Origin of the sequence: Acinetobacter seifertii (assembly GCF_000368065.1) — a bacterium.
In the GTDB taxonomy this organism is placed as follows: Bacteria; Pseudomonadota; Gammaproteobacteria; order Pseudomonadales; family Moraxellaceae; genus Acinetobacter; species Acinetobacter seifertii.
The window spans coordinates 433,232-458,016 of sequence record NZ_KB851203.1; the positions used below are offsets into that span (position 1 = coordinate 433,232).

The window sequence follows — 24,785 nt, forward strand, 5'->3', positions numbered from 1 at the left end:
TAGTCTAGTTTGTCAGCATGACAGTTCAATAAAACGGTTTTTATACTATGAATTCAATTTGCATTTTCTGTGGTTCATCTTTAGGTTCAGACCCAATCTTTCAACAAATTGCTCAATTAACCGGTCAAACTATTGCCAAGCAAGGTAAAACTCTCGTTTATGGCGGTGGTCGTTCAGGTTTGATGGGTGTTGTCGCTGATAGTGCTTTGCAAGCCGGTGGGCAGGTCATTGGCGTCATTCCTCGTGCTTTAGTCGATCGCGAGTTAGCTCATCCCGGACTGACAAAGTTATATGTCGTCGAGAATATGCATGAGCGTAAGACCAAAATGGCAGATCTGTCGGACGGTTTTATTGCGTTACCAGGTGGGGCAGGTACATTGGAAGAAATCTTTGAACAATGGACATGGGCACAATTAGGTATTCATCAAAAGCCGTGTGCTTTTCTAAATGTAGCGGGCTTTTATGAAGATTTGCTTAAAATGGTTCAAGGAACTGTAGATAAAGGTTTTAGTCAGGCACGGTTCGCTGATAAATTGATCGCTTCGGATAAAATTGAGGATATTCTTCAACAATTTGAACAATATCAACCACCAGCTCCAAAATGGGCTAATGCAGATGTTCAACCATAAACGAGGTTAAATCGGTGAAAATAATTACGGTCGCCGCTGCGGTGATCTTAAATGAGCACAATGAATTATTACTGGTTAGAAAGCGTGATACACAAGCTTTTATGCAAGTAGGCGGTAAGCTGGAGCCGAATGAGGCTCCGGAAACAGCCATACAACGTGAAATTCTGGAAGAAGTTGGCAGCTCTTGTGTAATAGAGCAGTTTATAGGACAGTTTGAGACAGCAGCTGCTAATGAGCCAGATCATACGCTGATTAGCCATTTATATTTGGTTCGATTAAAACAGTCTCCACAAATTGCAGCCGAAATTGCTGAAATGAAGTGGATAAAATTTAATGATTCCGAAACTAAACTTGCGCCATTAACCAAAGAAATAGTAATTCCATGGTGTGAGCAAAACTTATCTGCAATTTAATAATTTTAATATGATGTAGATGAGGCAGCAGCTAGGCAGTTTGCATAAATAGATGTGCACCCTAGCTGTTTTAGCACTAGACTTAAAGCGGAAATTGAACTTCCTGTTGTGATCACATCATCAATAATCAGCACACGACGGTAGCGCCGTTTTTCTTGAGGTATCGCAACAAATTGCTGTTCAATATTTTCAAATCTTTCGAGTCGAGATAATCCTTTTTGTGAACGCTCATTGAGGCGTTGGACAGGCTGCCAAACGGGTATTCTTAATTGTTTACTTAGAAGCTTGGCAAGTAATAATGATTGATTAAAACCTCGCTCCGTTAGACGCTCTTTAGAAATGGGCATCGGTACTATGGCTTGTACCTTAGGAAATTTTAATTGCTGTAAAATTTCAGCAAGTAGGGTTTGGTAATGTAATTTCTGTTCATATTTAAACTGCTGAATTATGCGGTTAATTGGATAGGCATAATGACAGGCCACAAGAACAGATAGATCATTACGCTGAACTGCCTGCTTAAGCCATGGTAGTTGTTCCCAACATTCTTTACAAAGCGAGTGCTTACCCCGCGTTCCTATTTCACATAACAGGCAAGGGGACAATAACTGAAAAGGATATTGAGGATTGAACAACTTAAACATAAGCGTATCGGGGTGCTTCAGGTAGCCAGCGTTTCAAGAGGGCATCAGCTTGTTGTGGATAGTCTTTTAGAACCTGTTGTGCAACATAATGCGCTTGACTCAGTAAATGATCATCTCGTTCTAAACGTGCGACTCTAAACCCCATGTCACCTGTTTGTTTTGTTCCTAATAATTCACCCGGACCTCTTAGTTCAAGGTCTTTTTCTGCAATCACAAAGCCATCGTTACTTTCTCTTAAAATCGAAAGTCTTTCTTGCCCATTTTGTGAAAGTGGTGGTTTATAAAGAAGAACACAAAAACTAGCCTTTGCACCTCGTCCGACACGACCACGTAATTGGTGTAGCTGTGAAAGGCCTAAACGCTCAGCATTTTCAATAACCATAATCGAAGCGTTGGGTACATCTACCCCAACCTCAATGACAGTTGTGGCAATTAAGAGCTGTAGTTCGTTATTTTTAAATGCTTGCATAACAGATTGCTTTTCATCAGCTTTCATTTTGCCATGAACCAAACCGATATTAAGTTCAGGAAAGCGCTCTCTCATTTCTTGATAGGTAGCTTCCGCGGCTTGGGCATCTAAAGTTTCGGACTGTTCAACCAGAGTACATACCCAGTAAGCTTGTTTGCCTTCTCGACAATTTGTAGCAATTCGATTTAGCACTTCTTCACGACGGTCTAGCGGAATCGTGACTGTCTGAATTGGTGTACGACCTGGTGGTAATTCATCAATAATGGATGTGTCTAAATCGCCATAAGCACTCATTGCTAATGTTCTAGGAATTGGCGTTGCAGTCATGACCAATTGATGTGGAGTAAGTTGTTCAGCACCTTTATTGCGTAGAGCTAACCGTTGGTCTACCCCAAAACGATGCTGCTCATCAATAATCACAAGCCCTAACTTTGCAAACTCAACATTATCCTGAAATAAGGCATGAGTACCTACAATCAGTTCGGCATGACCTTCTTTAATTTGTTGTTCAGCCTGTGCTCGCGCTTTACCTTTTTGTTTGCCAGATAACCAAGCTACCGTAATGCCTAAAGGTTCAAACCAACGTTTAAAATTTAAATAATGCTGCTCTGCCAAAATTTCGGTAGGTGCCATTAATGCAACTTGCCAATCTGCTTCTAAGGCATGACATGCAGCAACTGCAGCAACTAAAGTTTTCCCTGCACCCACGTCACCTTGTACTAAACGTAGCATAGGTTGGTGTTGTTTTAAGTCGCTTAAAATTTCTTTGGATACACGCTTTTGTGCATTGGTCATTTGAAAAGGTAAGGCTTCTAACAGTTTTTTTGCTAGTACCTTACTACTTGGGAAAGCGGGTGAGGCAATTTGACGAATATAGGCCCGTCGTGTGAGAAGGCTAATTTGGTGTGCGACCAATTCTTCAAAAATAAGACGTTGCTGTGCGGGGTGAGATCCTTCGGCCAACTGAAGCATATTGGCATCGACAGGTGGCTCATGAATATAATGTAATGCTTCTTTGAGCGCGTATCCATTTGTATACTGCTTAGGGAGCAACTCGGGTAAGGCATCACTATGATGCTTCAACGCCTGTTTAACATATTCGCGTAATTTAGGTTGTGTTAATCCATCAGTACTCGGGTAAATTGCTGTGAGCTGCGTTTTTGGCAGAGGCGTGTGTTCATTAATGAGCTGAATTTCTGGATGATAAAGCTCAAGTCCTCGTGCACCTACGCGAACTTCACCAAAAATACGTAAACGGTTACCAGGTTTTATTTTATCGGTTAAGTTTTTATAAATATGATAAAAACGGAAAGTCACCTTACCAAATTCATCTTGTATTAATGCAGCCATAGATTTACGTTTACCAGGAGGGAAATCAACAGATTTGACTTCACCCTCAAGTAAATAACTACGACCAACCACCAACTGATTCATAGGAATAATGGTACTGCGATCTTCATAATCACGGGGCAGATGAAACAGTAAATCATCTGTGGTAAAAATATTTAGTTTTTCGAGTAGGGCTGCTGAAGCCGATCCAACGCCTTGTAACTGATGGACTGAAGTCATGTCCCCTCAACGAGTTCTCTATGCATATATTATTTATCGGTTATGGTAAAACATCTCAGCGTGTTGCTAAACAACTATTTGAGACAGGACATCAAATTACCACAATTAGCCGTAGTGAAAAAATAGATCCTTACGGGACACACCTCATACAGGATATTTTTACGCTCGATTTAAGTGAAATTGCACCTGTAGATGTAGTTTATATTTTGCTTTCTCCAGACGATAGTACAGTTCAAGGTTATCATCATACTTACGTGGATAGTATTGAGCCTATTCGACAGGCCTTAAAATCACATCCAGTCAAAAGATTAATTGTGGTGTCATCTACGCGGGTATATGGTGAAAATTCTGGTGAAACGATTGATGATGATAGTCAGATTCACCCGAATGATGCTCAAGGACATATTCTTCATAATATGGAATTGCTTTGGCAGAAATACTTTCCAGCTCAATGCGTGATTGTACGTCCCACAGGAATTTATGGTGCTTCGGTTGATCGATTAAAACGAATGGCTGAAAACACACAAACCTATCCAAATATTCACTATAGTAATCGTATTCATATTGATGACTTGGCAAGATTTTTAGCATTTTTAGCCGATTATGAAAAACCGCATAAGAGTTATCTTGTTGCCAATAATGCCCCTGTACCATTACATGAAGTCATCCTTTGGTTTCAGAGTCAGTTAGACTTACCGCTGCTTACTTTAGATTCAGCTCATGTTTCAGGTAAAAAAATATATGCGAAACACTTATTTGAAACAGGTTTTCAACTTGAACACCCAATTTGCTTTAATGACTATTTATTGTGTTTAAATGCTCATGGTACAAATCAAAATTTAGACTAAACTTTAAATAACAATAGAAATACCTGAAGAGGCAAATGAATTGCCGATAAAGATAAAAATGTTGAAAGTGAAGAAATTTTATTTAGCGCTTATTTTGAGTGCAACGTCTGTTGCGAGTTGGGCAGAGGATCAGTTGTGGTGTACATATGATCCTATGGGCACCCAAGGGGATATAACGCGTCGTTTAAATGACATCCGATTATATGCTCAGCAATATAATGTCAAATTCAAAGTTGTCAGCTATCAAAAAGAGCAGCAAGCCATTCAAGCTTTTGACGATGGTAAATGTTCAGGTTTAGCAGCTAGTAACTTTAATACGTATCAATACAATCATTTTATGGGAAGTAGCTCTGGGATTGGCCTTATACCTAATAACAGGACTGCCCGAAATTTATTGCAGCTTTTAAATCACCCGACAATTGAGAAAAAACTCATTAATCAAGACTATGAAGTAGTTGGTATGATTCCCGTAGGAACTGCCTATATGGTCATGAAAAACAAAAAAATATCGAAAGTGGCACAGCTTAGAGGTCAACGAGTCGGTGTATTAGCCAATAATCCGCCACAGCAGGCGTTGGTGAGAAGTGTAGGTGCTCAGCCAGTCTATGTTGATTTATCCAATGCGATCACTCAGTTCCAGCAAAACAAAATCGATATTATGCCTGCACCGATTTATGGGCTTTTACCATATAACTTGCAGAAAGATTTTGGGCCAGACACTCAGGTGATTAACTTTCCATTGGCTTATTTTGGGGTAAATCTAATTGTTAAGCCTAAATCGTATCCTGCCAATTTTGGCCGAAAAATTCGTTCTTGGTTTGTGCAAAATAGCCAATTATTAACGAATCGAGCGATACAGTGGGAAAACCATTTACCTGCCTATTATTGGGTAGATGTTTCTTTTTACGAAAAGCAGAGCTACGACATTATGGTAGCCAAAATACGCAATCAATATGTGCGTTCTGGATATTACGATGCTTACTTTGTTGAATTGATGAAGCGCTTACGCTGTATTGATGATCCACGTTACTTCGAGTGTTCAATGCCTCGATAAAATAAAAGGCAACTTAAGTTGCCTTTTATTTTGAGTCAAACTTTAAGATTTTTTACGTTTTAAACGACGTTTCGCTTGTTGAGAGGCCATTGCTTCAAGTGCTTCTTTTAGTTCTTCATCAGTAAAGGTCGTGATGTGCTGCAACATCTGCAATGTTACTTCATCAAGTACTAACTGTGCGCCTGCTGCCATTTGACGGAAATTATCGTCAAACTCAATCTGGCCTTGATCATTAGTACGGATGTAATTTTGCTGAGTTAAAACTTTAATAAAGCTTTGGAACAATGCTTTGTCAAAGAACTCTGGAGAATTAAACTCGTAAAGAACAGACAAGCGTTGACCTAACAAATGACTTAATTCTTCAACTTGTTTTGCTGAAATATTGCCTGAACCGCGCTGAGTAATTAAAGCTAAAGTCATGTAATAACGTTCAAGACTTTGCTTAACAGGTGTTGCCAATACAACAAGTTGATTGTGCTCTTCAGTGTTTGGTGCAGAGCTAATCAAGTTACCTTCTTCATCTTGATGAATAAGGTTTGATTGAACCAATGCATCTGCATATTGTTCAATCTGTTCTTTAAGCTCACTGCTTTGCCACTTAAGGAATAGTTCAGCTTTTAAGAATGGATAAAGCGTATAGATGACATTACTTAAATCAGCACGACTGATTTTACCGTTATGCTCAACAAGCGATGCAACCAACGAAGGTAAAACGAAAGCATGCAAAATGTTATTACGGAAGTATGTAAGCAGAACTGCTTGGTTATCTTCAATCGCAATAATATCGCCCAGTGCATGCTGTACACGCTTAATTAATTTTAGCTTTAAGCCGTAAGCAATAATTTCCTTGCCAGATAGTGGCGTTACTTCTGTACGCTGATCGTATGGGAAATTTGATGCTAAATTGCGGTAAGCTTCAAGCTGCTTAATACAGATTTCTTCATCAAGAGTATGCTTTGGAGTAGCAAGCAAAATAATTGAGAGTAAAGAAACCGGGTTAATGACTACCGCACGGTTAATATTTTCTAAAATTGCATGTGCAGAGCTATTTACAGCATCTGAAACGGCTTGAGGAATTGGGTCGTCGTTTTTCTCGATATAGACATTTTCTGCATTATGCTGTTTAAGCAAATCATCAAGAAAAACGGGTTCACCAAAGTTAACGTGTACCTTACCGAAAATGCGTTCAATTTTTCGTAATGTTTTAACAATACCAAAAATAGATTCAGCTTCTTTTGGCTTACCTTGCATTTCGCCAACGTAAGTCGAACCTTCCATCAAGCGTTCATAACCAATATAAGTTGGTACAAATACAATTGGCTTTGTACGGCCACGTAAATGACTATGAACCGTCATGGCAAGCATACCGGTTTTCGGTGGTAATAAACGACCTGTACGCGAACGACCACCTTCAATAAAGTATTCAAGTGGCGTATTGCGAGAAAGAATGCTGTATAAATATTCTTTAAATACAGTTGTATAAAGACCATTACCACGGAAAGAGCGGCGAATAAAGAAAGCACCACCACCACGTAAAAGCTGACCCACGAAAGGCAAGTTTAAGTTGTCACCAGCAGCAATATACGGAACCATTAGGCCACGTCTATAAATCACATAAGACAATAATAGGTAGTCAATATGGCTGCGATGACACGGTGTATAAACAATTTCGTAATCTTTCGCGAGTTCACGAACCGTACTAAAGTTGTGAACCTCTACGCCGTCATAAAGCTGAGTCCATAGGCGTGTTAATGCTAAATCTGCAAAGCGGACTGCTGAGTGTGAATAGTCAGATACGATTTCATTGACATAACCAATCGCACGACGTTCTGCTTCGAGCATGCTAATTTTGCCGCGAATACTCTCGCGTCGAATAGCCTCTTGCACGTCACGAGACTTTACAACTGACTGCATGACATTGCGACGATCTGATAAGTCAGGGCCTAAAACCACTTCACGTTGACGGTCAAGATAGTCATTTAAGGTACTAACAATATAAGTCGCTGGTGAAAGGTTTGGATAATGCTGTTGAGCATATTCAACAAGATCACGTAACGACTGTGGTTCATGGAACTCCAAATAAGATTGGCGACCATGTAAACCGATATTCACAAGCTGCTTAACTGTACTTGGTGTTGCCCATGTATCTGAGAACAAGAGCTTGAACCAAGAGTCTTCTTTATCTGGAGAGCGGCCCCATAAAACGGTTACTGGAACCAGTTCTATATCGAGCTCAGGATTTGCCTGTAAAACTTCAATCAGTTTAATTAAGCGCGGAGGAAAAGCATGGGGAGGGGGATTTAACAGGTTATTTTCATCATTATGCTGTAAAAATAAAACTGATGCTTTTTCCTGATGAGAACCGATCACTAACGGATCTAATGCTGGCTTTAAATTTAAACGGCGAGTTTCCCCATCCACCACTAAAGCATTGCTGCGAGAATGGTTTTGTAAGACATAGCACACCACTTTTTGGCGCTCAGTCTTTGCTTCAGTTTCCGTTGTTTCTGATACTGGTTCAGTAGGAACTTCCCCAAGAACATGTGGTGTTACCACGAGGTCAAGTAGCTTACTCGAAAGCCGACGATACATTTGACCAAACCCACTCTTGGACATAAGAACTCCTACTTCTTAAAGACAAATCCCGGCACCAAATGCAGAGGGTAATTATTTTGAGGCATTTATTAAAAAAAACAATATGCTACTTTCTTATAAATTATAATGCTTTTGGCATTTTTTATCGTTAAAAATCGTATTTTTAGCTGTTTTAAGGGCAATGTTCGTCAGAAGTTGACTGATTGTTCCATGTACAAATAGTTTTTTATGGCACAATAGATTCTACACATCTGTCTTTTAATACCAATTTTGCCTGCAATATGAAGGTATCTCTCATGAATGCGTTAACCCAAGAACTGGTTGAGCTGCTCACTTTAGAAAAGCTTGAAGAAAATATTTACCGTGGAATTAGCCGTAATTTGGTCGGTAAACGTGTTTTTGGAGGTCAGGTTCTAGGTCAGGCTTTACGTGCTGCCTCTTATACAACCGACCGTCCTGCGCATTCTATGCATGCTTACTTTTTATATGGTGGCGACATTAATGCTCCAATCATCTATGAAGTAGATCGTTTGCGTGATGGGAAAAGCTTTGTTAGCCGTCAAGTTCGGGCAATCCAGCATGGTCGAGTTATTTTCTCTGCAATGGTGTCTTTCGCGAACCCTGAAGAAGGCTTGAACTACCAACATTCAGAACCAGAATACCCAGCTCCTGAGACGTTAAAGTCAGAAAGTGAACTGAAAGAAGGTATTCTTAATTTTGTACCAGAGAATGTCCGTGCAAGTTTCATGCGTGAGCGTCATGTTGAAATTCGTCCGATTGATCCAGTCAATCCATTTCAGCCTCAGCCAGAAGCACCGTTTAATGCGCACTATATTCGTACTCATGATCGTATTCCAAAACAGCTAGATGACATTGCTTTACATCAAGCAATTGTGGCGTTCTATTCAGATTTTACTTTAATGACTACGGCTTTAAGACCTCATGGTTTAAGCTATATTTCTCCAAGTTTGCAGTGTGCCAGTATTGATCATGCCATTTATTTTCATCGCCCACTTCGAGCTGATGAATGGATGCTTTATGACATGGAAGCCACAGTGAGCGCAGCTTCTCGCGGTCTAAACTTTGGCCGTATGTGGCAAAATGGGCAGCTCGTTTGTAGTACGGTGCAAGAGGGTTTGATACGTTTGCGGGAAATTGAAACTCAATAATTAATAATGAGCCATCTAAAAAGATGGCTTTTTTATTTTTAATTCAAGGCATGTGACAAAAAATTGCTCGAATGAAAATCAAGCTCATGTCATATTTGCAAAAGTATTGCCTACTGAAAAAAATAATGTTGATATGAACTTAAATACACAAATTCTGATTGCCGCGATTTTAGGTTTAGCCTTTGGCTTCCTACTCACCATGTATCCTGATACTGCTTTTGTAAAGCATAGTTTATATGGCTTGGGTATATTGAGTAGTGTTTTTATTGGGCTACTCAAAATGTTGTTAGTGCCATTAATTTTTAGCTCGATTGTAGTTGGAGTTTCAAATTTACAGGCAGGCGGGCAGCTAGGTCCAGTTTGGAAAATCACTTTTCTATGTTTTATCACCACCACCACATTGGCCTTAATTTTGGGTATTGGCTGTGCTCATTTATTTGAGGTGGGCCGAGGCGTGGATATTTCAATTTTTCAGGCATCAATGCAAAGCTATCAAGCACCAGATAGTTTAAACCCAGCAACTTTCTTTACTAACTTTATTCAAAATACTTTAATTAATCCCTTTAAAGCATTTAGCGACGGCAATGTTTTAGCTGTTGTGGTATTTGCACTATTTGTCGGTTTTGCACTGGTTCAAGGTGGTGAGCGCTTTAAGAGTATTCGTTTATTGAGTCATCAGTTTTTTGAAATGATGATGATGCTGGTTGGATGGGTCATGAAACTGGCACCATTAGGAATTTTTGCATTACTTGCTAAATTAATGGCGACAGAAGATATTTCAGTATTAAGTCGCTTGGCAGAGTTTGCTGTTGTGGTAACTGGAACCACTATTTTTCATGGTGCTGTTGTTTTGCCATTACTGCTTTGGATTGTTGGTCGTATGAGTCCTTGGACTTTTTTTAAAGGTACACGTACAGCCTTAATTACTGCATTTGCAACAAGTTCTAGTTCGGCAACGATGCCACTGAGTATGAAATGTACGCAGGAAAATTTAGGTGTTCGTCCTCAAACAGCAGGTTTTGTTATTCCACTAGGCTCGCAGCTTAACATGGATGGTACAGCTTTATATGAAGCTGCCGCTGCGCTCTTTGTTGCAAATTTAGTTGGACTAGACTTAAACCTAACCCAGCAAATTGTTGTGTGTTTAACTGCGATGATTGCATCACTTGGAGCACCGGGAATTCCGAGTGCAGGTATGGTCACCATGATTATGGTATTGCAGTCTGTTGGTCTACCAGCCGAAGCAATTGCTATTTTACTTCCAATCGACCGGTTGCTCGATACAGTAAGAACAGTGGTAAATGTGCAGGGCGATATGATGATTAGTGTGGTTGTAGATCGATATACCAAAGAGAAAGATATCAGTATCTGATCACTCAATAAAAAAGCAGGATTTATATCCTGCTTTTTTATTTTTAAGCGGCTTGTAGCTCGGCTCTTTTTGCTGCTGGAGATTGAGATAAATAACTTACCGCATCTTCAGTGCTACCTTCTTTAACTGGATCATACCAAGGCATGAGGTAATCAATTTGCTGAGCAATAAGCCAAAACGGATTTGGTAATACCTGATTATCCTTACGGCTAATCTTATACCACTCTACAGCAACCCAAGCTGGAAAAAATTTAGATTTGGCAGCATCGGCAAAGCGAGGATCTTGCTTCATGATATGTGCTGCGCCATCTACCCATAATCCCAGCACAAGGGTAATAACTGCAAGGCTTAAATAGTAACGTGGAATATATCCGCCACCAAGATGACGATATAAATCAAAGGCTACTGTGCGATGTTCAATTTCTTCAGAACCATGCCATTTAACCAGATCGACCATTTCAGGATCTGCACCTAGTTCCTCCCAACGGTTGTTATAAAGCGCATATTTACCGAGTACACAGGTCATATGTTCAACAGTTGCAATAACACCTAAACGAAATAAATCCCATTGTTCCTGCAAGAACTGAGGAACTTCTTTATCAAAAGGTTTATCTGCCAGGGCAGTGGTAAATAGATAATTCATAATGTCCAGATTTCTCTGGATATCAATATTACGTGCACTTAAATATTCTTTATTGGCAGAAGTATGTGCATTTGCATGCATAGCCTCTTGGCGAATAAATGCTTGAACGTCCTGTTTAAGTTTTTCATCGGTAATGCGAGGTAAAACTTTGTTATATAAACGGCAGAACCAGAACTCTCCAGCAGGCAAGATATTATTAATTTCATTAATAAAGTAACTTGCAAACGGTTGGTTTGGAATCCAGTCTACAGGAGTGTCTTTCCAATCAAATTTCACCTTGCGTGGAAGAATTTTATAATCATAGAAGAACCTAAAGCCTTATTCTTCAAAAAAGATAGCAATTTCATCATTTAGTCCTGATTTTTAACTCGATGAAGTTATAACGAGTATAAAAAAAGCCCCTGCATTTGTGTTTAGCAATAGGGGCCATTTGAATATAAATTTGATAAAGAAATTGTATCTGTTATGACGATTTACTCTTCAGCATCCTCATTGCTTGCTTCAGGAATCGCATCAACGTCAAATTCTAGCTCTTGATCAAGCGTAAAATGTAAGCGTCCAGCCATTACACTGGCGAGTTCTTCTAAGCCTAGTTTGTTCAATGAAGAGAAAAGCTGAATCGAGAAATCAAGCTTCATTTTTTTTAGTTGTTGTTTAACTTCAAGCAAGACTTTGTTTGCTGGGCCGCGATTAAGTTTGTCTGCTTTAGTTAAAAGAATATGTACAAATAGATGGCGTGAATAAGCCCACTCTAACATCATCATGTCAAAGTGCTGTAAAGGGTGGCGAATATCCATAAGTAAAACTAATCCTTGTAAGCTTTTACGATGGATTAGATAGTTCTCTAATTCTTTTTGCCATACACGTTTCATGTCCTCTGGTACGGCAGCATAACCATAACCAGGAAGGTCAACTAGGCGTTGATCAGGATTACCTAGGCTGAAGAAGTTAATCATCTGAGTGCGGCCTGGTTTTTTTGAGGCACGTGCAAGTTGTTTTTTGTTGGTTAAGGCATTAATAGCACTAGACTTACCAGCATTTGAGCGTCCTGCAAAAGCAATCTCGTAGCCACTATCTTCAACACAAAGTGCCAATTTAGGTGCACTCATTAAAAACTCAGCTTGGCGTAACCAGTTCAGGGATTGTACGGCATATTCCGTGATCGCTGGATCTGGTTTCTTTTCATAACTGATCTTTTGCTTGGGTGCGAGTCTGGCTTTGGTGTCTTTCGATTTTTCACTACGACGCATAAAAAATAACTTTTTAAATGAGAGGGCTCGCGCCTAGTATAAAGGAGCTTGGTTATTCTTGCTAATTTTCAGTAAGCCTGCTTGTAAAGATAAATAGAATTACGAAGTTTAGATTTCCAAAAAGTCTATCTGAGAGGTATTTGAAGCAGATTTCGGCTTTTGTAAGACTTCTCCAAGTGTGTACTGGTCTAAGCTTTGATAAAAACTTTCTAAAGCCTGATCGAGAATTCCTTTTAAGCCACAATGAGAGCGTAAAACACATGGTGGTGTATTGCATTCAACGATTTGGTTATCACCCTGTAATATACGAACAATTGCACCCAAATTTGAGTTTAGTGCATTAGGATTTAAGCGAATTCCTCCACCTTTGCCGCGAATGGTAATAATCCATTCTTGCTTGCCCATGAAATGAACAACTTTAACTAGATGGTTTTGCGAAACATGCAAATCTTTCGCGATTTCTGCAATCGTATACGGTGCATCACTTGGGCGAGCGACGTACATTAATATTCGTAAAGCATAATCGGTAAATTTATTAAGTTGCATGATCACCAAAAAACTAAAGGTTGACGGACGATCATCTTAGCCTGAAAGTCTAAAGAAGAAAACTTTCAGGCTGACGCTTTTTATATTAGAGCGTTAAAGGAGCTGAAACTTGTACTTGATCACCAACTCTATAGTGCTCAAGTAAAATATTAGCAACGGAAAATTCAGTATGATTTTCTTCTGGCTGCACCTCAAAGTGGTACGCATTATTTTCCTGAGCTTCGGTAAATTTAAATGCTTTAGGTTGCTCAAGTTGTTGCTCAGGAACTTGTACTTTTACAGAAATAAAAGCATCGGCTGGGCTAGTCAGTACATCTTCATGATCAGTCGCTTTTAACGTAAAGCGCTTGCCAGACTCAAGTGGGTCAATTTGTGTAATTTCAAATGAACGCCAGCCAGCCCATCCACCTTTTAAGCTTTCAAGCTGTTCATATTTTTGTTTTTCAACGCCAATTAAAATATCTGCTAACTGTAAGTAAGCTTGTTTCCACGCTTCAATCAGTTCTGACTCAAATGGAACATTTAAAACTTCACTAATTGAATGAAGTAAGTTGTCTCCAACAATTGCATATTGATCTGGTTGAATATCTAAACTTACGTGCTTAGTGGTAATACGCTCAACTGCTTTGGCAAGCACTGTAGGATTTTCAATATTTTCAGCATATGCGAGTACTGCTGCTGCGAGGGCGCGAGGTTGGCGTAAGCTTGTCTGGTCATCTAGGTTAAAAACATTTTTTAATTCAGGACTGTTATTTAACATCCGCTTATAAAAGTATGTAGTCAGTGTAACGCCGTGTTCACGCAATACAGGTACAGTAGATTTTACGAGTTCAATTTGTTGTGGAGTCATGGCTAGACCTTAATTATCTGGCTTTATAAGATGTATTTAAAATACATCTTATAAAAATTAATCGCAATAGTTTTCTTAATAAAACCATAAAAAATTTAAGGGATATAAAATCCCTTAAAATAAAGTGCTGATTTAAATGGTCTATTTTCCAAATAATGAGCCAAGTAATCCGCGTACTAATTTCTGTCCTGTACTGCCGCCTAAAGTGCGTGCAGCGCTTTTTGCAAAAGTTCCCACTATATCTTGAGTTAGTTTTGCTCGTTCTTTTGCAGCACGTTCTTCTTCCTTTTGCTGTTCTCGTGCTAAACGTTCTTGTTCCTTGGCTTGTTGCTTCGCTAAAGCTTCTTGCTCTTTGGCAAGCTCAGCATCCTGTTTTTGCTGCTCACGTTCAGCAACTTTATTTTGGAGCATTTCATAAGCGCTCTCACGGTCTACAACTTGTTCATAGACACCAGCAATAATACTTTGGGAAATTAGGGTTTTCCGTTCTTCAGGTGTAATGGGTGTAAAAGAGGAGTAGGGGGGCATCACCCAGCCACGCTCTACAATTTGTGGAGTACCTTGTTCATCTAGGCAACTAATGAGGGCTTCACCTACCGCTAGCTGTGTAATCGCTTCATCCACTTTGAAATTAGGATTAGCACGAAACGTATCTGCAGCAGTTTTTACTGCCTTTTGATCTTTCGGAGTAAATGCGCGTAGAGCATGTTGTACGCGGTTACCAAGCTGACCCAAAACACTTTCTGGTAAATCAAGTGGATTTTGAGTAATAAAATAAATACCAACACCTTTAGAGCGAATTAAACGTACAACTTGTTCAATTTTCTGTTGTAAAGCTTGACTGGCATTATCAAATAACAAGTGAGCTTCATCGAAGAAAAACACGAGTTTTGGTTTATCCATATCGCCAACTTCTGGAAGCTGTTCAAATAATTCGGAAAGCATCCATAATAAAAAAGTAGCGTATAGCTTGGGTGTATTCATTAGCTTGTCAGCAGCAAGAATATTGATATAGCCGCGGCCATTAGCATCGGTTTGTATAAAGTCCAGAATATTTAAAGCTGGCTCTCCAAAGAACTGATCCCCACCTTGGTCGGCAAGAGCGAGCAAATTGCGCTGAATTGCTCCTAAACTGGCTGGAGATAAGTTGCCGTACTCAGCTTTAAATTCCGCTGCATGTTCACTCACAAAAGTAATCATGGCTTTTAGGTCTTTAAAGTCGACTAACAGTAATCCTTGATCATCTGCAATTCGGAAAACAGCAGATAGAACACCTTCTTGAGTGTCATTTAGATTGAGTATACGTGCTAATAAAATTGGCCCAATTTCAGAAATAGTGGTTCGAATGGGATGGCCTTGTTGCCCAAATAAATCCCAAAAAATAACGGGATTGGCAGCAAAAGGAACGCTATCAATTTGTAGAAGCTTTAAACGCTCATTAAATTTATCCGAAGTCTCTCCAGCTTTTGCTAGGCTAGAAACATCGCCTTTTGCGTCGGCAAGAAAGACGGGAACACCGATTCTAGAAAAACTTTCTGCAAGAACCTTTAGAGTGACTGTTTTACCTGTACCCGTAGCACCTGCAATTAAACCATGCCGGTTAGCAAATTGAGAAAGCAAAACAATTTCTTTAGAGGTGTCATTAATATTTTTAGCAATAACAATCGGTGTACCCATATATTTTTATCCTTCGGTGTGAGTCACTGTTGATCTTGTCGTTTTACAAATATTTCAGCGCATTTTCGATATCTTGAATTAAATCTTGGGGATCTTCCAGACCTATACACAAACGAACCAATAAACCTTGTTGTAAATGTGTATTTTCAAGTTTTCGCATCATTTTTAGATCATAAAGCATGACAAGACTAACTGGACCACCCCAACTAAAACCAAGTTTAAATAGCTTAAGAGCATCGCAAAAGCGACGTATAGCTGAAATATCATAATCAGGTTTAAATATGACACTGACTAATCCTGCACTCTTATCTGTAGTGCAAATCTCTTGCCAATATTGATGACCTGGGGAAGCTTTATCACTTGGATGTAGAACTTGTGCAAATTGAGGCTGTTGCTTTAACCATTCCAATAAAGTTTTCGCATTATTTGATTGCTGTTCATATCGTAGTGACATGTGTGCGAGGCTACGCTGAACTTGTGCTGCATCATCTCCTGAGATAGCAATACCTAGAGTGGCATGTGTACGGAACAGGCGGTGATATAGTTTTTCATCGCGAGTTACAATGCTACCCATCAATATATCGCCACCACCACTTGGATATTTGGTAAGTGCATGCACAGTTAAGTCAACTGATAGATGTTCATTAGAAAAATCAAAAGCATTAAATGCAAGTCCAGCCCCCCAAGTATTATCTAAAGCTGTTAAAACACCTTGAGCTTTTGCTTTTTTTACTAACTCTTTAAGATTTGGAAACTCCATAGTGACAGAGCCTGCAGCCTCTAGCCATAAAAGCTTGGTTTGTTTGGTAGGTTGAAAAGTTGAAACATCAATTGAATTATAAACTTTAACCCTGATGCCATATTGTGCTTTTAAATAGTTTAAATGCTCTAGGTTTGGACCATATATATTGTCTGGTACCCAAACTTCATCACCTGTTCCTAAAAAAGCAGAGTTAACTATATTTATTGCAGATAAACCACTTGGTGCAAGTAAGCCGTACAAACCACCCTCTATTTGCGCAATATTGTCGGCTAAAGTGAATGTGGTAGGTGTGCCATGTGTCCCATAGCTATAATCATAAGGGTCAGTCCAATGGCGATCAAAAAGGTGCGCAGTTGATTTAAAAATAATAGTTGATGCACGAAATAAGGGAGGTTGCACGGTCTCGATAAACTGAGGTGCTTTTCGTGGTGCATGAATGAGTTGGGTTTGAAAATTGTTATGCTTTTTCATAGGGCGCTGTACTTTAAATAATAAGATTAGATTAAGAGAAAACTTACTTATTCGCTAGATTTTTGATTATTTCTAAGATGTTTCGTTACTGCTGTAACATTCACTAAAAACTTGGCTTTATTTTTGCAAAGATCTAACCAACATTCTAACAACAATAGGTTTAAGCGCATGAAGTCGCATTTACGTGTTCACTATTTCCAACATATTGCTGGTGAAGGTTTTGGAAGTTGCTACTCATTTTTAAAAGCTCATCATGCAACTATTAGCTCTACTGAGTTTTTTGCACTTCCAGTTGATCGTTCTCTTGAAATAGAAGCTTTACCACGAATTGAAGAAGTTGATTTATTATTGGTTATGGGTGGAACCATGAGTGTTAATGACGAAGCAAATTACCCATGGCTGAAAATAGAGAAAAGATGGCTACGTCGATATTTGGCGGCAGGTAAGCCAGCTATAGGTCTTTGCTTGGGAGGCCAACTGATCGCAAATGCATTGGGTGCAGCGGTTAGCCGTAATCGTTATCAAGAACTTGGATGGTCGACAGTTCAAAGAGTTGCAAACTTACCTCAGGAAAGCTTTCCTTTGCCTGAAGAAATTAATGTGATGCAGTGGCATAGCGAAACATTTGAAATACCTAAAGGTGCTATACGTTTGGCTGAGAGCAATGCTTGTCGTAATCAAATGTACCAGATTGGAAAGAATGTACTAGGCTTTCAGTTTCATCCAGAGATGACCCCAGCAGCCCTAAAACTTCTTTTGGAAAATGAGGAGGAACTTTCAATTTTTAGTGGGGAATATGTGCAATCTACACCTGAGCTTGAATATTCAGAGGCAAAAAAATTTGAACAGGGTAATCAGCTTTTAAATAAAGCGATTGAATTTGTAATAAATACCTAAAATGATTAACTAAAACAGGATTTGAGCAAAAAATAGAAAAAGAGAATTGCATAAGACTTAAACAATCGTTATAATGAGCGACCCTCAATAAGAGGGCATTTACTGCGAAGAAAGTAGTAAATGTGCATTACAGTCGTGGCATCGATCATGACCTTAGTGATTATCACTGCCTTTGACACTTACCAATGGGTGAGATGCGTCAAAGGTGATTCTTTATATATTTGGCTTGGAGTTTACTGGTATGTCTAACCAGAGAATTCGTATCCGTCTTAAGTCTTTTGATCATCGTCTGATTGATCAATCTGCTCAAGAGATCGTAGAAACCGCTAAGCGTACTGGCGCACAAGTGTGTGGTCCAATTCCGATGCCTACTCGCATCGAACGCTTCAACGTTCTTACTTCACCGCACGTTAACAAAGATGCGCGTGACCAGTACGAAATCCGCACCTACAAACGTTTGATCGACATCGTTCAACCTACAGATAAAACTGTTGATGCATTGATGAAATTAGATCTTGCAGCTGGTGTTGATGTTCAGATCGCTTTGGGTTAAGGCTTTCGGTTAATTAACGATTAGTTAATTAGGCCGCTTTTTTAGAGGTTTATGCACATGGCTATTGGTTTAGTCGGTCGCAAATGTGGTATGACTCGCATCTTTACAGATGCTGGTGTTTCTGTACCTGTTACAGTCATCGAAGTCGATCCAAACCGCATTACGCAAATCAAAACACTTGAAACTGATGGTTATCAAGCTGTTCAAGTAACTACTGGTGAACGTCGCGAATCTCGCGTAACTAACGCTCAGAAAGGTCACTTCGCGAAAGCTGGTGTTGCTGCTGGTCGTTTAGTTAAAGAGTTCCGTGTTACTGAAGCTGAGCTTGAAGGTCGTGAAGTTGGTGGTACTATCGGCGTTGATTTGTTCACAGTTGGTCAAGTTGTTGACGTAACTGGTCAATCAAAAGGTAAAGGTTTCCAAGGTGGTGTTAAACGTTGGAACTTCCGTACCCAAGACGCTACTCACGGTAACTCAGTTTCTCACCGTGTATTAGGTTCTACAGGTCAAAACCAAACTCCTGGACGCGTGTTCAAAGGCAAAAAAATGGCTGGTCACTTAGGTGACGAACGCGTAACAGTACAAGGTCTTGAAATCGTATCTATTGACGCTGAACGTTCTGTTTTAGTTGTTAAAGGTGCAATTCCTGGTGCAACTGGCGGCGACGTAATTGTACGTCCTACCATCAAGGCCTGAGGGGAAATACCGTGAATTTGAAAACTGTTTCCGGCTCTGCTGTTGAATTGTCTGAAGTTGCTTTCGGACGTGAATTTAACGAAGCTCTTGTACACCAAGTTGTTACTGCTTACTTAGCAGGTGGTCGTCAAGGTACTCGTGCTCAAAAATCGCGTGCAGACGTTTCTGGCGGTGGTAAAAAGCCATTCCGTCAAAAAGGTACTGGTCGTGCTCGTGCGGGTTCTATTCGTAGCCCTATCTGGGTTGGTGGTGGTAAAACTTTTGCTGCTCGTCCACAAGATTGGTCTCAAAAAGTAAACCGTAAGATGTACCGCGGTGCAATGCAATGTATCTTAGCTGAACTTGTTCGCCAAGATCGTCTTGTATTGGTTGAAGAGTTTGCTGTTGCTGCTCCAAAAACTAAAGAATTGCTTGCAAAGCTTAACGACTTAAATGCTGCTCGTGCATTAATCGTTACTGACGCTGTAGATGAGAACTTATATCTTGCAGCACGCAACCTTCCGCATGTAGATGTGGTAGATGCAACTGCAATCGATCCTGTAAGCTTGATCGCGTTTGATAAAGTTGTGATGTCTGTAGCTGCTGCTAAGAAAATTGAGGTAGAACTCGGATGAACAACGAACGTATCTATCAAGTCCTTAAAGGACCAGTCTTCTCAGAAAAGGCACAAGTTTTAGGTGATACTGTTGGCGTTCAAGTATTTAAAGTAGACATCAATGCTACTAAACTTGAAGTTAAAAAAGCAGTTGAAAAACTTTTTGGTGTAGAAGTTGTTAAAGTTAACACTACTATTACTAAAGGTAAAACTAAGCGCTTTGGTAAAACATTAGGACGTCGTTCTGATGTTAAAAAAGCATACGTCACCCTGAAAGCCGGCCAAGATGTTGAAATGGCTGACTTGGGCGATACCGCTGAAAGCGCAGCGGAATAAGGACGAAAATTATGCCGATTCAAAAATGTAAGCCAACGTCTCCAGGACGTCGCTTTGTAGAGAAAGTGGTTCATGACCACCTTCACAAAGGCGCTCCTTACGCACCGTTGGTTGAAGCTAAAAAACGTACTGGTGGTCGTAATAACAACGGTCACATTACTACTCGTCACGTTGGTGGTGGTCATAAACAACACTATCGTATCGTTGACTTTAAGCGTAACAAAGACGGCATTCCAGCTGTTGTAGAGCGCATTGAATACGATCCAAACCGTACAGCACATATTGCTTTGTTGAAATATGCTGATGGTGAGCGTCGTTATATCATTGCTCCTAAAGGTTTACGTGCTGGCGATAAAGTACAATCTGGTAACGATGCTCCAATTCGTCCAGGTAACTGCTTGCCACTTCGTAACATGCCGATCGGTTCTACGCTTCATAACATCGAACTTAAAATTGGTAAGGGTGCGCAATTAGCGCGTTCTGCTGGTGCTTCTGTTCAGTTGTTGGGTCGTGATGGTTCTTACGCAATTGTTCGCCTTCGTTCAGGTGAAATGCGTAAAATTCATGTTGAATGCCGCGCTGTAATTGGTGAAGTTTCTAACCAAGAAAACAACCTTCGTTCATTGGGTAAAGCTGGTGCTTCGCGCTGGCGTGGTGTTCGTCCTACCGTACGTGGTATGGCGATGAACCCAGTTGATCACCCGCACGGTGGTGGTGAAGGGCGTAACAAAGGTATTCAACCTGTAAGCCCATGGGGTCAAAAAGCTAAAGGGTACAAGACACGTACCAATAAGCGTACGACTAAGATGATTATTCGCGACCGTCGCGTCAAGTAAAGGAATCTGACTAATGCCTCGTTCTCTGAAAAAAGGCCCATTCGTCGATGCGCACTTGTTCGCTAAGGTTGAAGCGGCTGTTGCTAGTAACTCTCGCAAGCCGATTAAAACTTGGTCTCGTCGTTCGATGATCCTTCCAGATTTTGTTGGTTTAACAATCTCTGTTCATAATGGTCGTAATCACGTTCCAGTAATTGTTACTGAGCATATGGTTGGTCATAAACTCGGTGAATTCGCGCCAACTCGTACCTATCGTGGTCACGGTGTTGACAAGAAATCTAAACGTTAATAGGTGTCATGATGGAAGTAACTGCTAAATTACGCGGTGCCGCTATCTCGGCACAAAAGGCACGTTTGGTTGCAGATCTTATTCGCGGCAAATCTGTTGCGCATGCTTTAAACATTTTAAACTTCAGCAATAAAAAAGCTGCTGTTTTAGTGAAAAAAGCATTGGAATCTGCGATTGCAAACGCTGAACACAATAACAGTTTAGATGTTGACGATCTTAAAGTTTCTACGATTTACGTTGATGAAGGCATGAGCCTTAAACGTATTATGCCACGTGCTAAAGGCCGTGCAGATCGTATTACTAAGCGTACTTGTCACATCACCGTTAAGGTAGGGGTTTGATATGGGTCAGAAGGTTCATCCAATCGGTATCCGCCTAGGTGTTGTGAAACGTCATAACGCTAACTGGTATGCGAATCCGAAACAATACGCTGAATACTTGCTTAAAGATCTTCAAGTTCGTGAGTTTTTAACTAAAAAACTTAAGAATGCGATGGTAAGCAATATTCTTATCGAACGTCCATCAGGCGCTGCTAAAGTAACTATTAGCACAGCTCGTCCTGGTATCGTAATCGGTAAAAAAGGCGAAGATATTGAGAAATTACAGCGCGAACTTACCAGCATTATGGGTGTTCCAGCGCAAGTAAGTATCAACGAAATTGATCGCCCAGACTTAGATGCGCGTTTAGTTGCTGAAGCAATTGCTTCTCAATTAGAAAAGCGTGTTATGTTCCGTCGTGCTATGAAGCGTGCGGTTCAAAACACTATGCGTGCTGGTGCTAAAGGTATCAAAGTTGAAGTGTCTGGCCGTTTAGGTGGTGCAGAGATTGCTCGTACAGAATGGTATCGTGAAGGTCGTGTACCTTTGCATACATTACGTGCAGACATTGACTATGCAACTATGCGTGCAGAAACAACTTACGGTACGATTGGTGTTAAAGTTTGGATTTTCCGTGGCGAGATCTTAGGTGGCATGAAACAAGTCATGAACCCTGCTCCTGCTGAAGATCGTCCAGCTAAACGTGGTCGTGGTCGTGGTGAAGGTCAAGAGCGTCGTGGTCGTCGCGGTGACCGTGCTGCTGACAAGGGAGAATAATCCATGTTGCAACCTAAACGTACCAAATTCCGTAAAGTGCACAAAGGCCGTAACACTGGTCTAGCGCATCGTGGTAGTACAGTATCATTTGGTTCGATTGCAATTAAAGCAACTGAACGTGGTCGTATGACTGCGCGTCAGATTGAAGCTGCACGTCGTACTATTAGCCGCCGTATTAAGCGTGGTGGTAAAATCTTTATTCGCGTATTCCCGGATAAACCAATTACTCAAAAGCCTCTTGAAGTGCGTATGGGTAAAGGTAAGGGTAGCGTGGAATACTGGGTTTGCCAGATCCAACCAGGTAAGATCCTGTACGAAATTGAAGGTGTGAACGAAGAATTAGCGCGTGAAGCATTTGCTTTAGCTGCTGCTAAGCTTCCGTTTAAAACCACTATCGTGACTCGGACGGTAATGTAATGAAAACTAAAGATCTACGTGAAAAATCGGTAGAAGAGTTGAAAGCTTTGCTTGATGAGCAACAGCTTAACCAATTCCGTCTTCGTATGGCGAAAGCAACTGGTCAGTTGGGTAAATCGCACGAAGTGCAAATTGCTCGTAAGACAATTGCTCGTATTAAGACACTCCTTACCGAAAAACAGGGGAACGGACAATGAGTGAAAAAACAGTCCGCACGTTAACCGGCAAAGTCGTAAGTGACAAAATGGATAAATCTATTGTTGTTCTTATTGAACGCCGCGTTCAACACCCGTTGTATGGCAAGTCAATTCGCCGTTCAACTAAGTTACACGCTCATGATGAGAACAACGTTGCTAAAATTGGCGATGTTGTAACCATTAAAGAAAGCCGCCCAATTTCTAAAACTAAAGCTTGGACTTTAGTGGAAGTAGTTGAAGCAGCTGCTGAGTAATTCGACGTTCTTGTTGCATCATCGGTCAATTTCGAGTACTCTTTGAGCCTTTCGAAATTGTGACCGGTGATGCTCGGTTTTGGAGTAGGGCAATGATTCAAACCGAAACTATGCTCGACGTAGCAGACAACAGTGGTGCTCGCCGCGTACAATGTATTAAAGTACTTGGTGGTTCACATCGTCGTTATGCTTCTGTTGGCGACATTATTAAAGTTACTGTAAAAGAAGCAATCCCACGCGCACGTGTTAAAAAAGGTGACGTGATGAATGCGGTTGTAGTTCGTACTAAATTCGGCATTCGTCGTCCAGATGGTTCTGTGATCCGTTTTGATGATAATGCTGCAGTTATCTTGAACAACAACAAAGCTCCGATTGCTACTCGTATCTTCGGACCAGTGACTCGTGAACTTCGTACTGAACAGTTCATGAAAATCATTTCATTGGCTCCTGAAGTTCTATAAGAGGCAATCATGGCTAAGATTAAAAAAGGCGATCAAGTTATCGTGATCGCAGGTAAAGAAAAAGGCAAACAGGGTACTGTATTGTCTGTTTCTGAAGACCGCGTTAAGGTTGAAGGCCTTAACTTAGTGAAGAAGCATCAAAAGCCGAATCGTGTAACTGGCGCTGAAGGCGGTGTAGTTACTCAAGAAGCTTCGCTTCATATTTCAAACGTGGCAATTTTAAATGCTACAACCCAGAAGGCTGACCGTGTTGGTTACCAAGTGATTGATGGCGTGAAAACTCGCGTTTATAAATCAAATGGTGAATCAGTGGCGGTAGCGAAGTAATAGGTTGAAAAGGCAATGGCCAGACTTAAAGCACGTTACAATGATGAACTTAAAGCAAAGTTAAAAGAAGAACTTAGCATTAAGAACGTGATGGAAATTCCACGCATCACAAAAATTACCCTAAACATGGGTGTAGGCGCAGCTGCAACTGATAAGAAATTATTAGATGGCGCTGTAGTCGACATGCAATTAATTGCTGGTCAAAAACCAGTAATTACACTTGCTCGTAAATCTATCGCAGGTTTCAAAATCCGTGATGGTTGGCCGATTGGCTGTAAAGTTACTTTACGTGGCGACCAAATGTACGAATTCTTGGACCGTTTGATCTCTATCGCAATCCCTCGTATCCGTGACTTCCGTGGTTTCTCTGCGAAATCATTTGATGGTCGTGGTAACTACTCAATGGGTTTGAAAGAGCAAATCGTTTTCCCTGAAATCGATTTCGATAAGATTGATCGTATTCGTGGTATGGATATTACCATTACTACGACTGCTCGCACCGATGACGAAGGCCGTGCGCTTATGCGTGCATTCGGCTTCCCGTTCAAATAAGAGGTCGATATGGCTAAGAAAGGTATGATTAATCGCGAATTGAAACGCGAAAAAACTGTTGCTAAATACGCTGCAAAACGTGCTGAATTAAAAGCTACAATTGCAAACGTAAATGCTAGCGACGAAGAGCGTTTCGAAGCGATGTTAAAGTTACAAGCATTGCCGCGTAATGCATCTCCGGTACGTCTTCGTAACCGTTGTGGTTTAACTGGTCGTCCTCATGGTTACTTCCGTAAGTTCGGTTTAAGCCGTAACAAACTACGTGACACAGTAATGCAAGGTGATGTACCAGGCGTTGTTAAGGCAAGCTGGTAAGGAGCG

At 40.5% G+C, this 24,785-nt stretch carries 29 protein-coding genes and 3 pseudogenes; 22 read left to right on the forward strand and 10 right to left on the reverse strand.

The genetic code is table 11. The annotated features are described in order from the left end of the window. Positions 1-47 precede the first annotated feature (47 nt). A complete protein-coding gene (locus F985_RS22120) occupies positions 48-629 on the forward strand; it encodes an LOG family protein (RefSeq protein WP_004705346.1) in 582 nt (193 codons plus the stop codon). A 14-nt stretch (positions 630-643) separates the two neighbouring features. Then, positions 644-1,042: an NUDIX hydrolase gene (locus F985_RS22125; RefSeq protein WP_004705348.1), complete on the forward strand. Its 399-nt coding sequence runs from the start codon at positions 644-646 to the stop codon at positions 1,040-1,042. 5 nt (positions 1,043-1,047) lie between these two features. On the opposite strand, the gene F985_RS22130 is transcribed toward F985_RS22125, so the two are convergent. Together F985_RS22130 and recG are read right to left on the reverse strand one after the other, a co-directional pair. Continuing rightward, entirely contained in the window at positions 1,048-1,683 is a 636-nt protein-coding gene (locus tag F985_RS22130; RefSeq protein ID WP_004705349.1) for a ComF family protein, read from the reverse strand. Further along, complete coding sequence (gene recG / locus F985_RS22135; protein WP_004705351.1) at positions 1,676-3,721, reverse strand: ATP-dependent DNA helicase RecG; 2,046 nt, start codon at positions 3,719-3,721, stop codon at positions 1,676-1,678. Before recG ends, F985_RS22130 begins: the two co-directional genes overlap by 8 nt. Before the next feature lie 20 nt (positions 3,722-3,741). Between recG and F985_RS22140 the strand changes: the two genes are divergently transcribed. Together F985_RS22140 and F985_RS22145 are read left to right on the forward strand one after the other, a co-directional pair. Next, positions 3,742-4,569, forward strand: coding sequence for an NAD-dependent epimerase/dehydratase family protein (locus F985_RS22140; protein ID WP_004705354.1), 828 nt, complete (start codon positions 3,742-3,744; stop codon positions 4,567-4,569). A gap of 67 nt (positions 4,570-4,636) precedes the next feature. Then, the gene (locus F985_RS22145; RefSeq protein WP_025469243.1) at positions 4,637-5,623 is read left to right on the forward strand and encodes a putative solute-binding protein; all 987 of its coding nucleotides are present in this window, start codon (positions 4,637-4,639) and stop codon (positions 5,621-5,623) included. A 42-nt stretch (positions 5,624-5,665) separates the two neighbouring features. Here F985_RS22145 and plsB read toward each other — a convergent pair whose 3' ends face one another. After that, positions 5,666-8,239 carry a glycerol-3-phosphate 1-O-acyltransferase PlsB gene (gene plsB / locus F985_RS22150; RefSeq protein ID WP_004705358.1) on the reverse strand — a complete coding sequence of 858 codons (2,574 nt, stop codon included), beginning with the start codon at positions 8,237-8,239 and terminating at the stop codon, positions 5,666-5,668. A 275-nt stretch (positions 8,240-8,514) separates the two neighbouring features. Between plsB and F985_RS22155 the strand changes: the two genes are divergently transcribed. After that, the gene (locus F985_RS22155; RefSeq protein WP_004705360.1) at positions 8,515-9,387 is read left to right on the forward strand and encodes an acyl-CoA thioesterase; all 873 of its coding nucleotides are present in this window, start codon (positions 8,515-8,517) and stop codon (positions 9,385-9,387) included. A 106-nt stretch (positions 9,388-9,493) separates the two neighbouring features. Further along, positions 9,494-10,759 (forward strand): dicarboxylate/amino acid:cation symporter, encoded by a 1,266-nt coding sequence (locus tag F985_RS22160; protein ID WP_031944580.1) that lies wholly within the window; start codon positions 9,494-9,496, stop codon positions 10,757-10,759. 43 nt (positions 10,760-10,802) lie between these two features. Here F985_RS22160 and F985_RS22165 read toward each other — a convergent pair. The 7 genes and pseudogenes from F985_RS22165 to F985_RS22190 form a co-directional block, all read right to left on the reverse strand. Beyond that, positions 10,803-11,752: pseudogene (locus F985_RS22165) on the reverse strand (metal-dependent hydrolase). A gap of 123 nt (positions 11,753-11,875) precedes the next feature. Continuing rightward, on the reverse strand, positions 11,876-12,652 hold the full coding sequence (gene yihA / locus F985_RS22170; protein WP_004705365.1) for a ribosome biogenesis GTP-binding protein YihA/YsxC: 777 nt from the start codon (positions 12,650-12,652) through the stop codon (positions 11,876-11,878). Between the two features lie 108 nt (positions 12,653-12,760). Then, complete coding sequence (locus tag F985_RS22175; protein ID WP_004705367.1) at positions 12,761-13,198, reverse strand: RrF2 family transcriptional regulator; 438 nt, start codon at positions 13,196-13,198, stop codon at positions 12,761-12,763. An 85-nt stretch (positions 13,199-13,283) separates the two neighbouring features. Next, positions 13,284-14,048, reverse strand: coding sequence for a globin domain-containing protein (locus F985_RS22180; protein WP_004705368.1), 765 nt, complete (start codon positions 14,046-14,048; stop codon positions 13,284-13,286). 23 nt (positions 14,049-14,071) lie between these two features. Then, a pseudogene (locus F985_RS26360) lies at positions 14,072-14,202 on the reverse strand (hypothetical protein). Then, a complete protein-coding gene (locus F985_RS22185) occupies positions 14,190-15,725 on the reverse strand; it encodes a helicase HerA-like domain-containing protein (RefSeq protein WP_004705371.1) in 1,536 nt (511 codons plus the stop codon). Before F985_RS22185 ends, F985_RS26360 begins: the two are co-directional and overlap by 13 nt. Before the next feature lie 43 nt (positions 15,726-15,768). Beyond that, positions 15,769-16,959 carry a PLP-dependent transferase gene (locus F985_RS22190; protein ID WP_004705372.1) on the reverse strand — a complete coding sequence of 397 codons (1,191 nt, stop codon included), beginning with the start codon at positions 16,957-16,959 and terminating at the stop codon, positions 15,769-15,771. A gap of 168 nt (positions 16,960-17,127) precedes the next feature. On the opposite strand from F985_RS22190, the gene F985_RS22195 reads away from it, so the two are divergent. The 16 genes and pseudogenes from F985_RS22195 (at position 17,128) to rpsN (ending at position 24,779) form a co-directional block, all read left to right on the forward strand. Then, the gene (locus F985_RS22195; protein ID WP_004705375.1) at positions 17,128-17,856 is read left to right on the forward strand and encodes a type 1 glutamine amidotransferase; all 729 of its coding nucleotides are present in this window, start codon (positions 17,128-17,130) and stop codon (positions 17,854-17,856) included. 241 nt (positions 17,857-18,097) lie between these two features. After that, positions 18,098-18,409: a 30S ribosomal protein S10 gene (rpsJ, locus tag F985_RS22200; RefSeq protein WP_000070912.1), complete on the forward strand. Its 312-nt coding sequence runs from the start codon at positions 18,098-18,100 to the stop codon at positions 18,407-18,409. 57 nt (positions 18,410-18,466) lie between these two features. Beyond that, the gene (rplC, locus tag F985_RS22205) at positions 18,467-19,105 is read left to right on the forward strand and encodes a 50S ribosomal protein L3 (RefSeq protein WP_002117051.1); all 639 of its coding nucleotides are present in this window, start codon (positions 18,467-18,469) and stop codon (positions 19,103-19,105) included. A gap of 11 nt (positions 19,106-19,116) precedes the next feature. Then, positions 19,117-19,719 carry a 50S ribosomal protein L4 gene (gene rplD / locus F985_RS22210; RefSeq protein ID WP_002049755.1) on the forward strand — a complete coding sequence of 201 codons (603 nt, stop codon included), beginning with the start codon at positions 19,117-19,119 and terminating at the stop codon, positions 19,717-19,719. Beyond that, complete coding sequence (gene rplW / locus F985_RS22215; protein ID WP_003653662.1) at positions 19,716-20,036, forward strand: 50S ribosomal protein L23; 321 nt, start codon at positions 19,716-19,718, stop codon at positions 20,034-20,036. Before rplD ends, rplW begins: the two co-directional genes overlap by 4 nt. A gap of 11 nt (positions 20,037-20,047) precedes the next feature. Beyond that, positions 20,048-20,872, forward strand: a complete 825-nt coding sequence (gene rplB, locus F985_RS22220) for a 50S ribosomal protein L2 (protein WP_004705377.1) — start codon at positions 20,048-20,050, stop codon at positions 20,870-20,872. A 13-nt stretch (positions 20,873-20,885) separates the two neighbouring features. Then, positions 20,886-21,161, forward strand: a complete 276-nt coding sequence (gene rpsS, locus F985_RS22225) for a 30S ribosomal protein S19 (protein ID WP_001138119.1) — start codon at positions 20,886-20,888, stop codon at positions 21,159-21,161. Positions 21,162-21,172: 11 nt separating this feature from the next. Further along, positions 21,173-21,502 carry a 50S ribosomal protein L22 gene (gene rplV, locus F985_RS22230; RefSeq protein WP_001982638.1) on the forward strand — a complete coding sequence of 110 codons (330 nt, stop codon included), beginning with the start codon at positions 21,173-21,175 and terminating at the stop codon, positions 21,500-21,502. A 1-nt stretch (position 21,503) separates the two neighbouring features. Continuing rightward, positions 21,504-22,320: pseudogene (gene rpsC / locus F985_RS22235) on the forward strand (30S ribosomal protein S3). After that, a complete protein-coding gene (rplP, locus tag F985_RS22240; RefSeq protein WP_002049688.1) occupies positions 22,260-22,673 on the forward strand; it encodes a 50S ribosomal protein L16 in 414 nt (137 codons plus the stop codon). The pseudogene rpsC and the gene rplP overlap by 61 nt, the downstream one beginning before the upstream one ends. Beyond that, positions 22,673-22,870 carry a 50S ribosomal protein L29 gene (gene rpmC, locus F985_RS22245; RefSeq protein ID WP_000849927.1) on the forward strand — a complete coding sequence of 66 codons (198 nt, stop codon included), beginning with the start codon at positions 22,673-22,675 and terminating at the stop codon, positions 22,868-22,870. The genes rplP and rpmC overlap by 1 nt, the downstream gene beginning before the upstream one ends. After that, on the forward strand, positions 22,867-23,124 hold the full coding sequence (gene rpsQ, locus F985_RS22250) for a 30S ribosomal protein S17 (protein WP_001291845.1): 258 nt from the start codon (positions 22,867-22,869) through the stop codon (positions 23,122-23,124). The genes rpmC and rpsQ overlap by 4 nt, the downstream gene beginning before the upstream one ends. A gap of 92 nt (positions 23,125-23,216) precedes the next feature. Further along, positions 23,217-23,585: a 50S ribosomal protein L14 gene (gene rplN / locus F985_RS22255; protein WP_001982634.1), complete on the forward strand. Its 369-nt coding sequence runs from the start codon at positions 23,217-23,219 to the stop codon at positions 23,583-23,585. Between the two features lie 9 nt (positions 23,586-23,594). Then, a complete protein-coding gene (gene rplX / locus F985_RS22260; protein ID WP_002049703.1) occupies positions 23,595-23,912 on the forward strand; it encodes a 50S ribosomal protein L24 in 318 nt (105 codons plus the stop codon). A gap of 15 nt (positions 23,913-23,927) precedes the next feature. Beyond that, positions 23,928-24,464 (forward strand): 50S ribosomal protein L5, encoded by a 537-nt coding sequence (rplE, locus tag F985_RS22265; RefSeq protein ID WP_004705381.1) that lies wholly within the window; start codon positions 23,928-23,930, stop codon positions 24,462-24,464. 9 nt (positions 24,465-24,473) lie between these two features. After that, on the forward strand, positions 24,474-24,779 hold the full coding sequence (gene rpsN, locus F985_RS22270; protein WP_001074624.1) for a 30S ribosomal protein S14: 306 nt from the start codon (positions 24,474-24,476) through the stop codon (positions 24,777-24,779). The last annotated feature ends 6 nt before the right edge of the window (positions 24,780-24,785 follow it).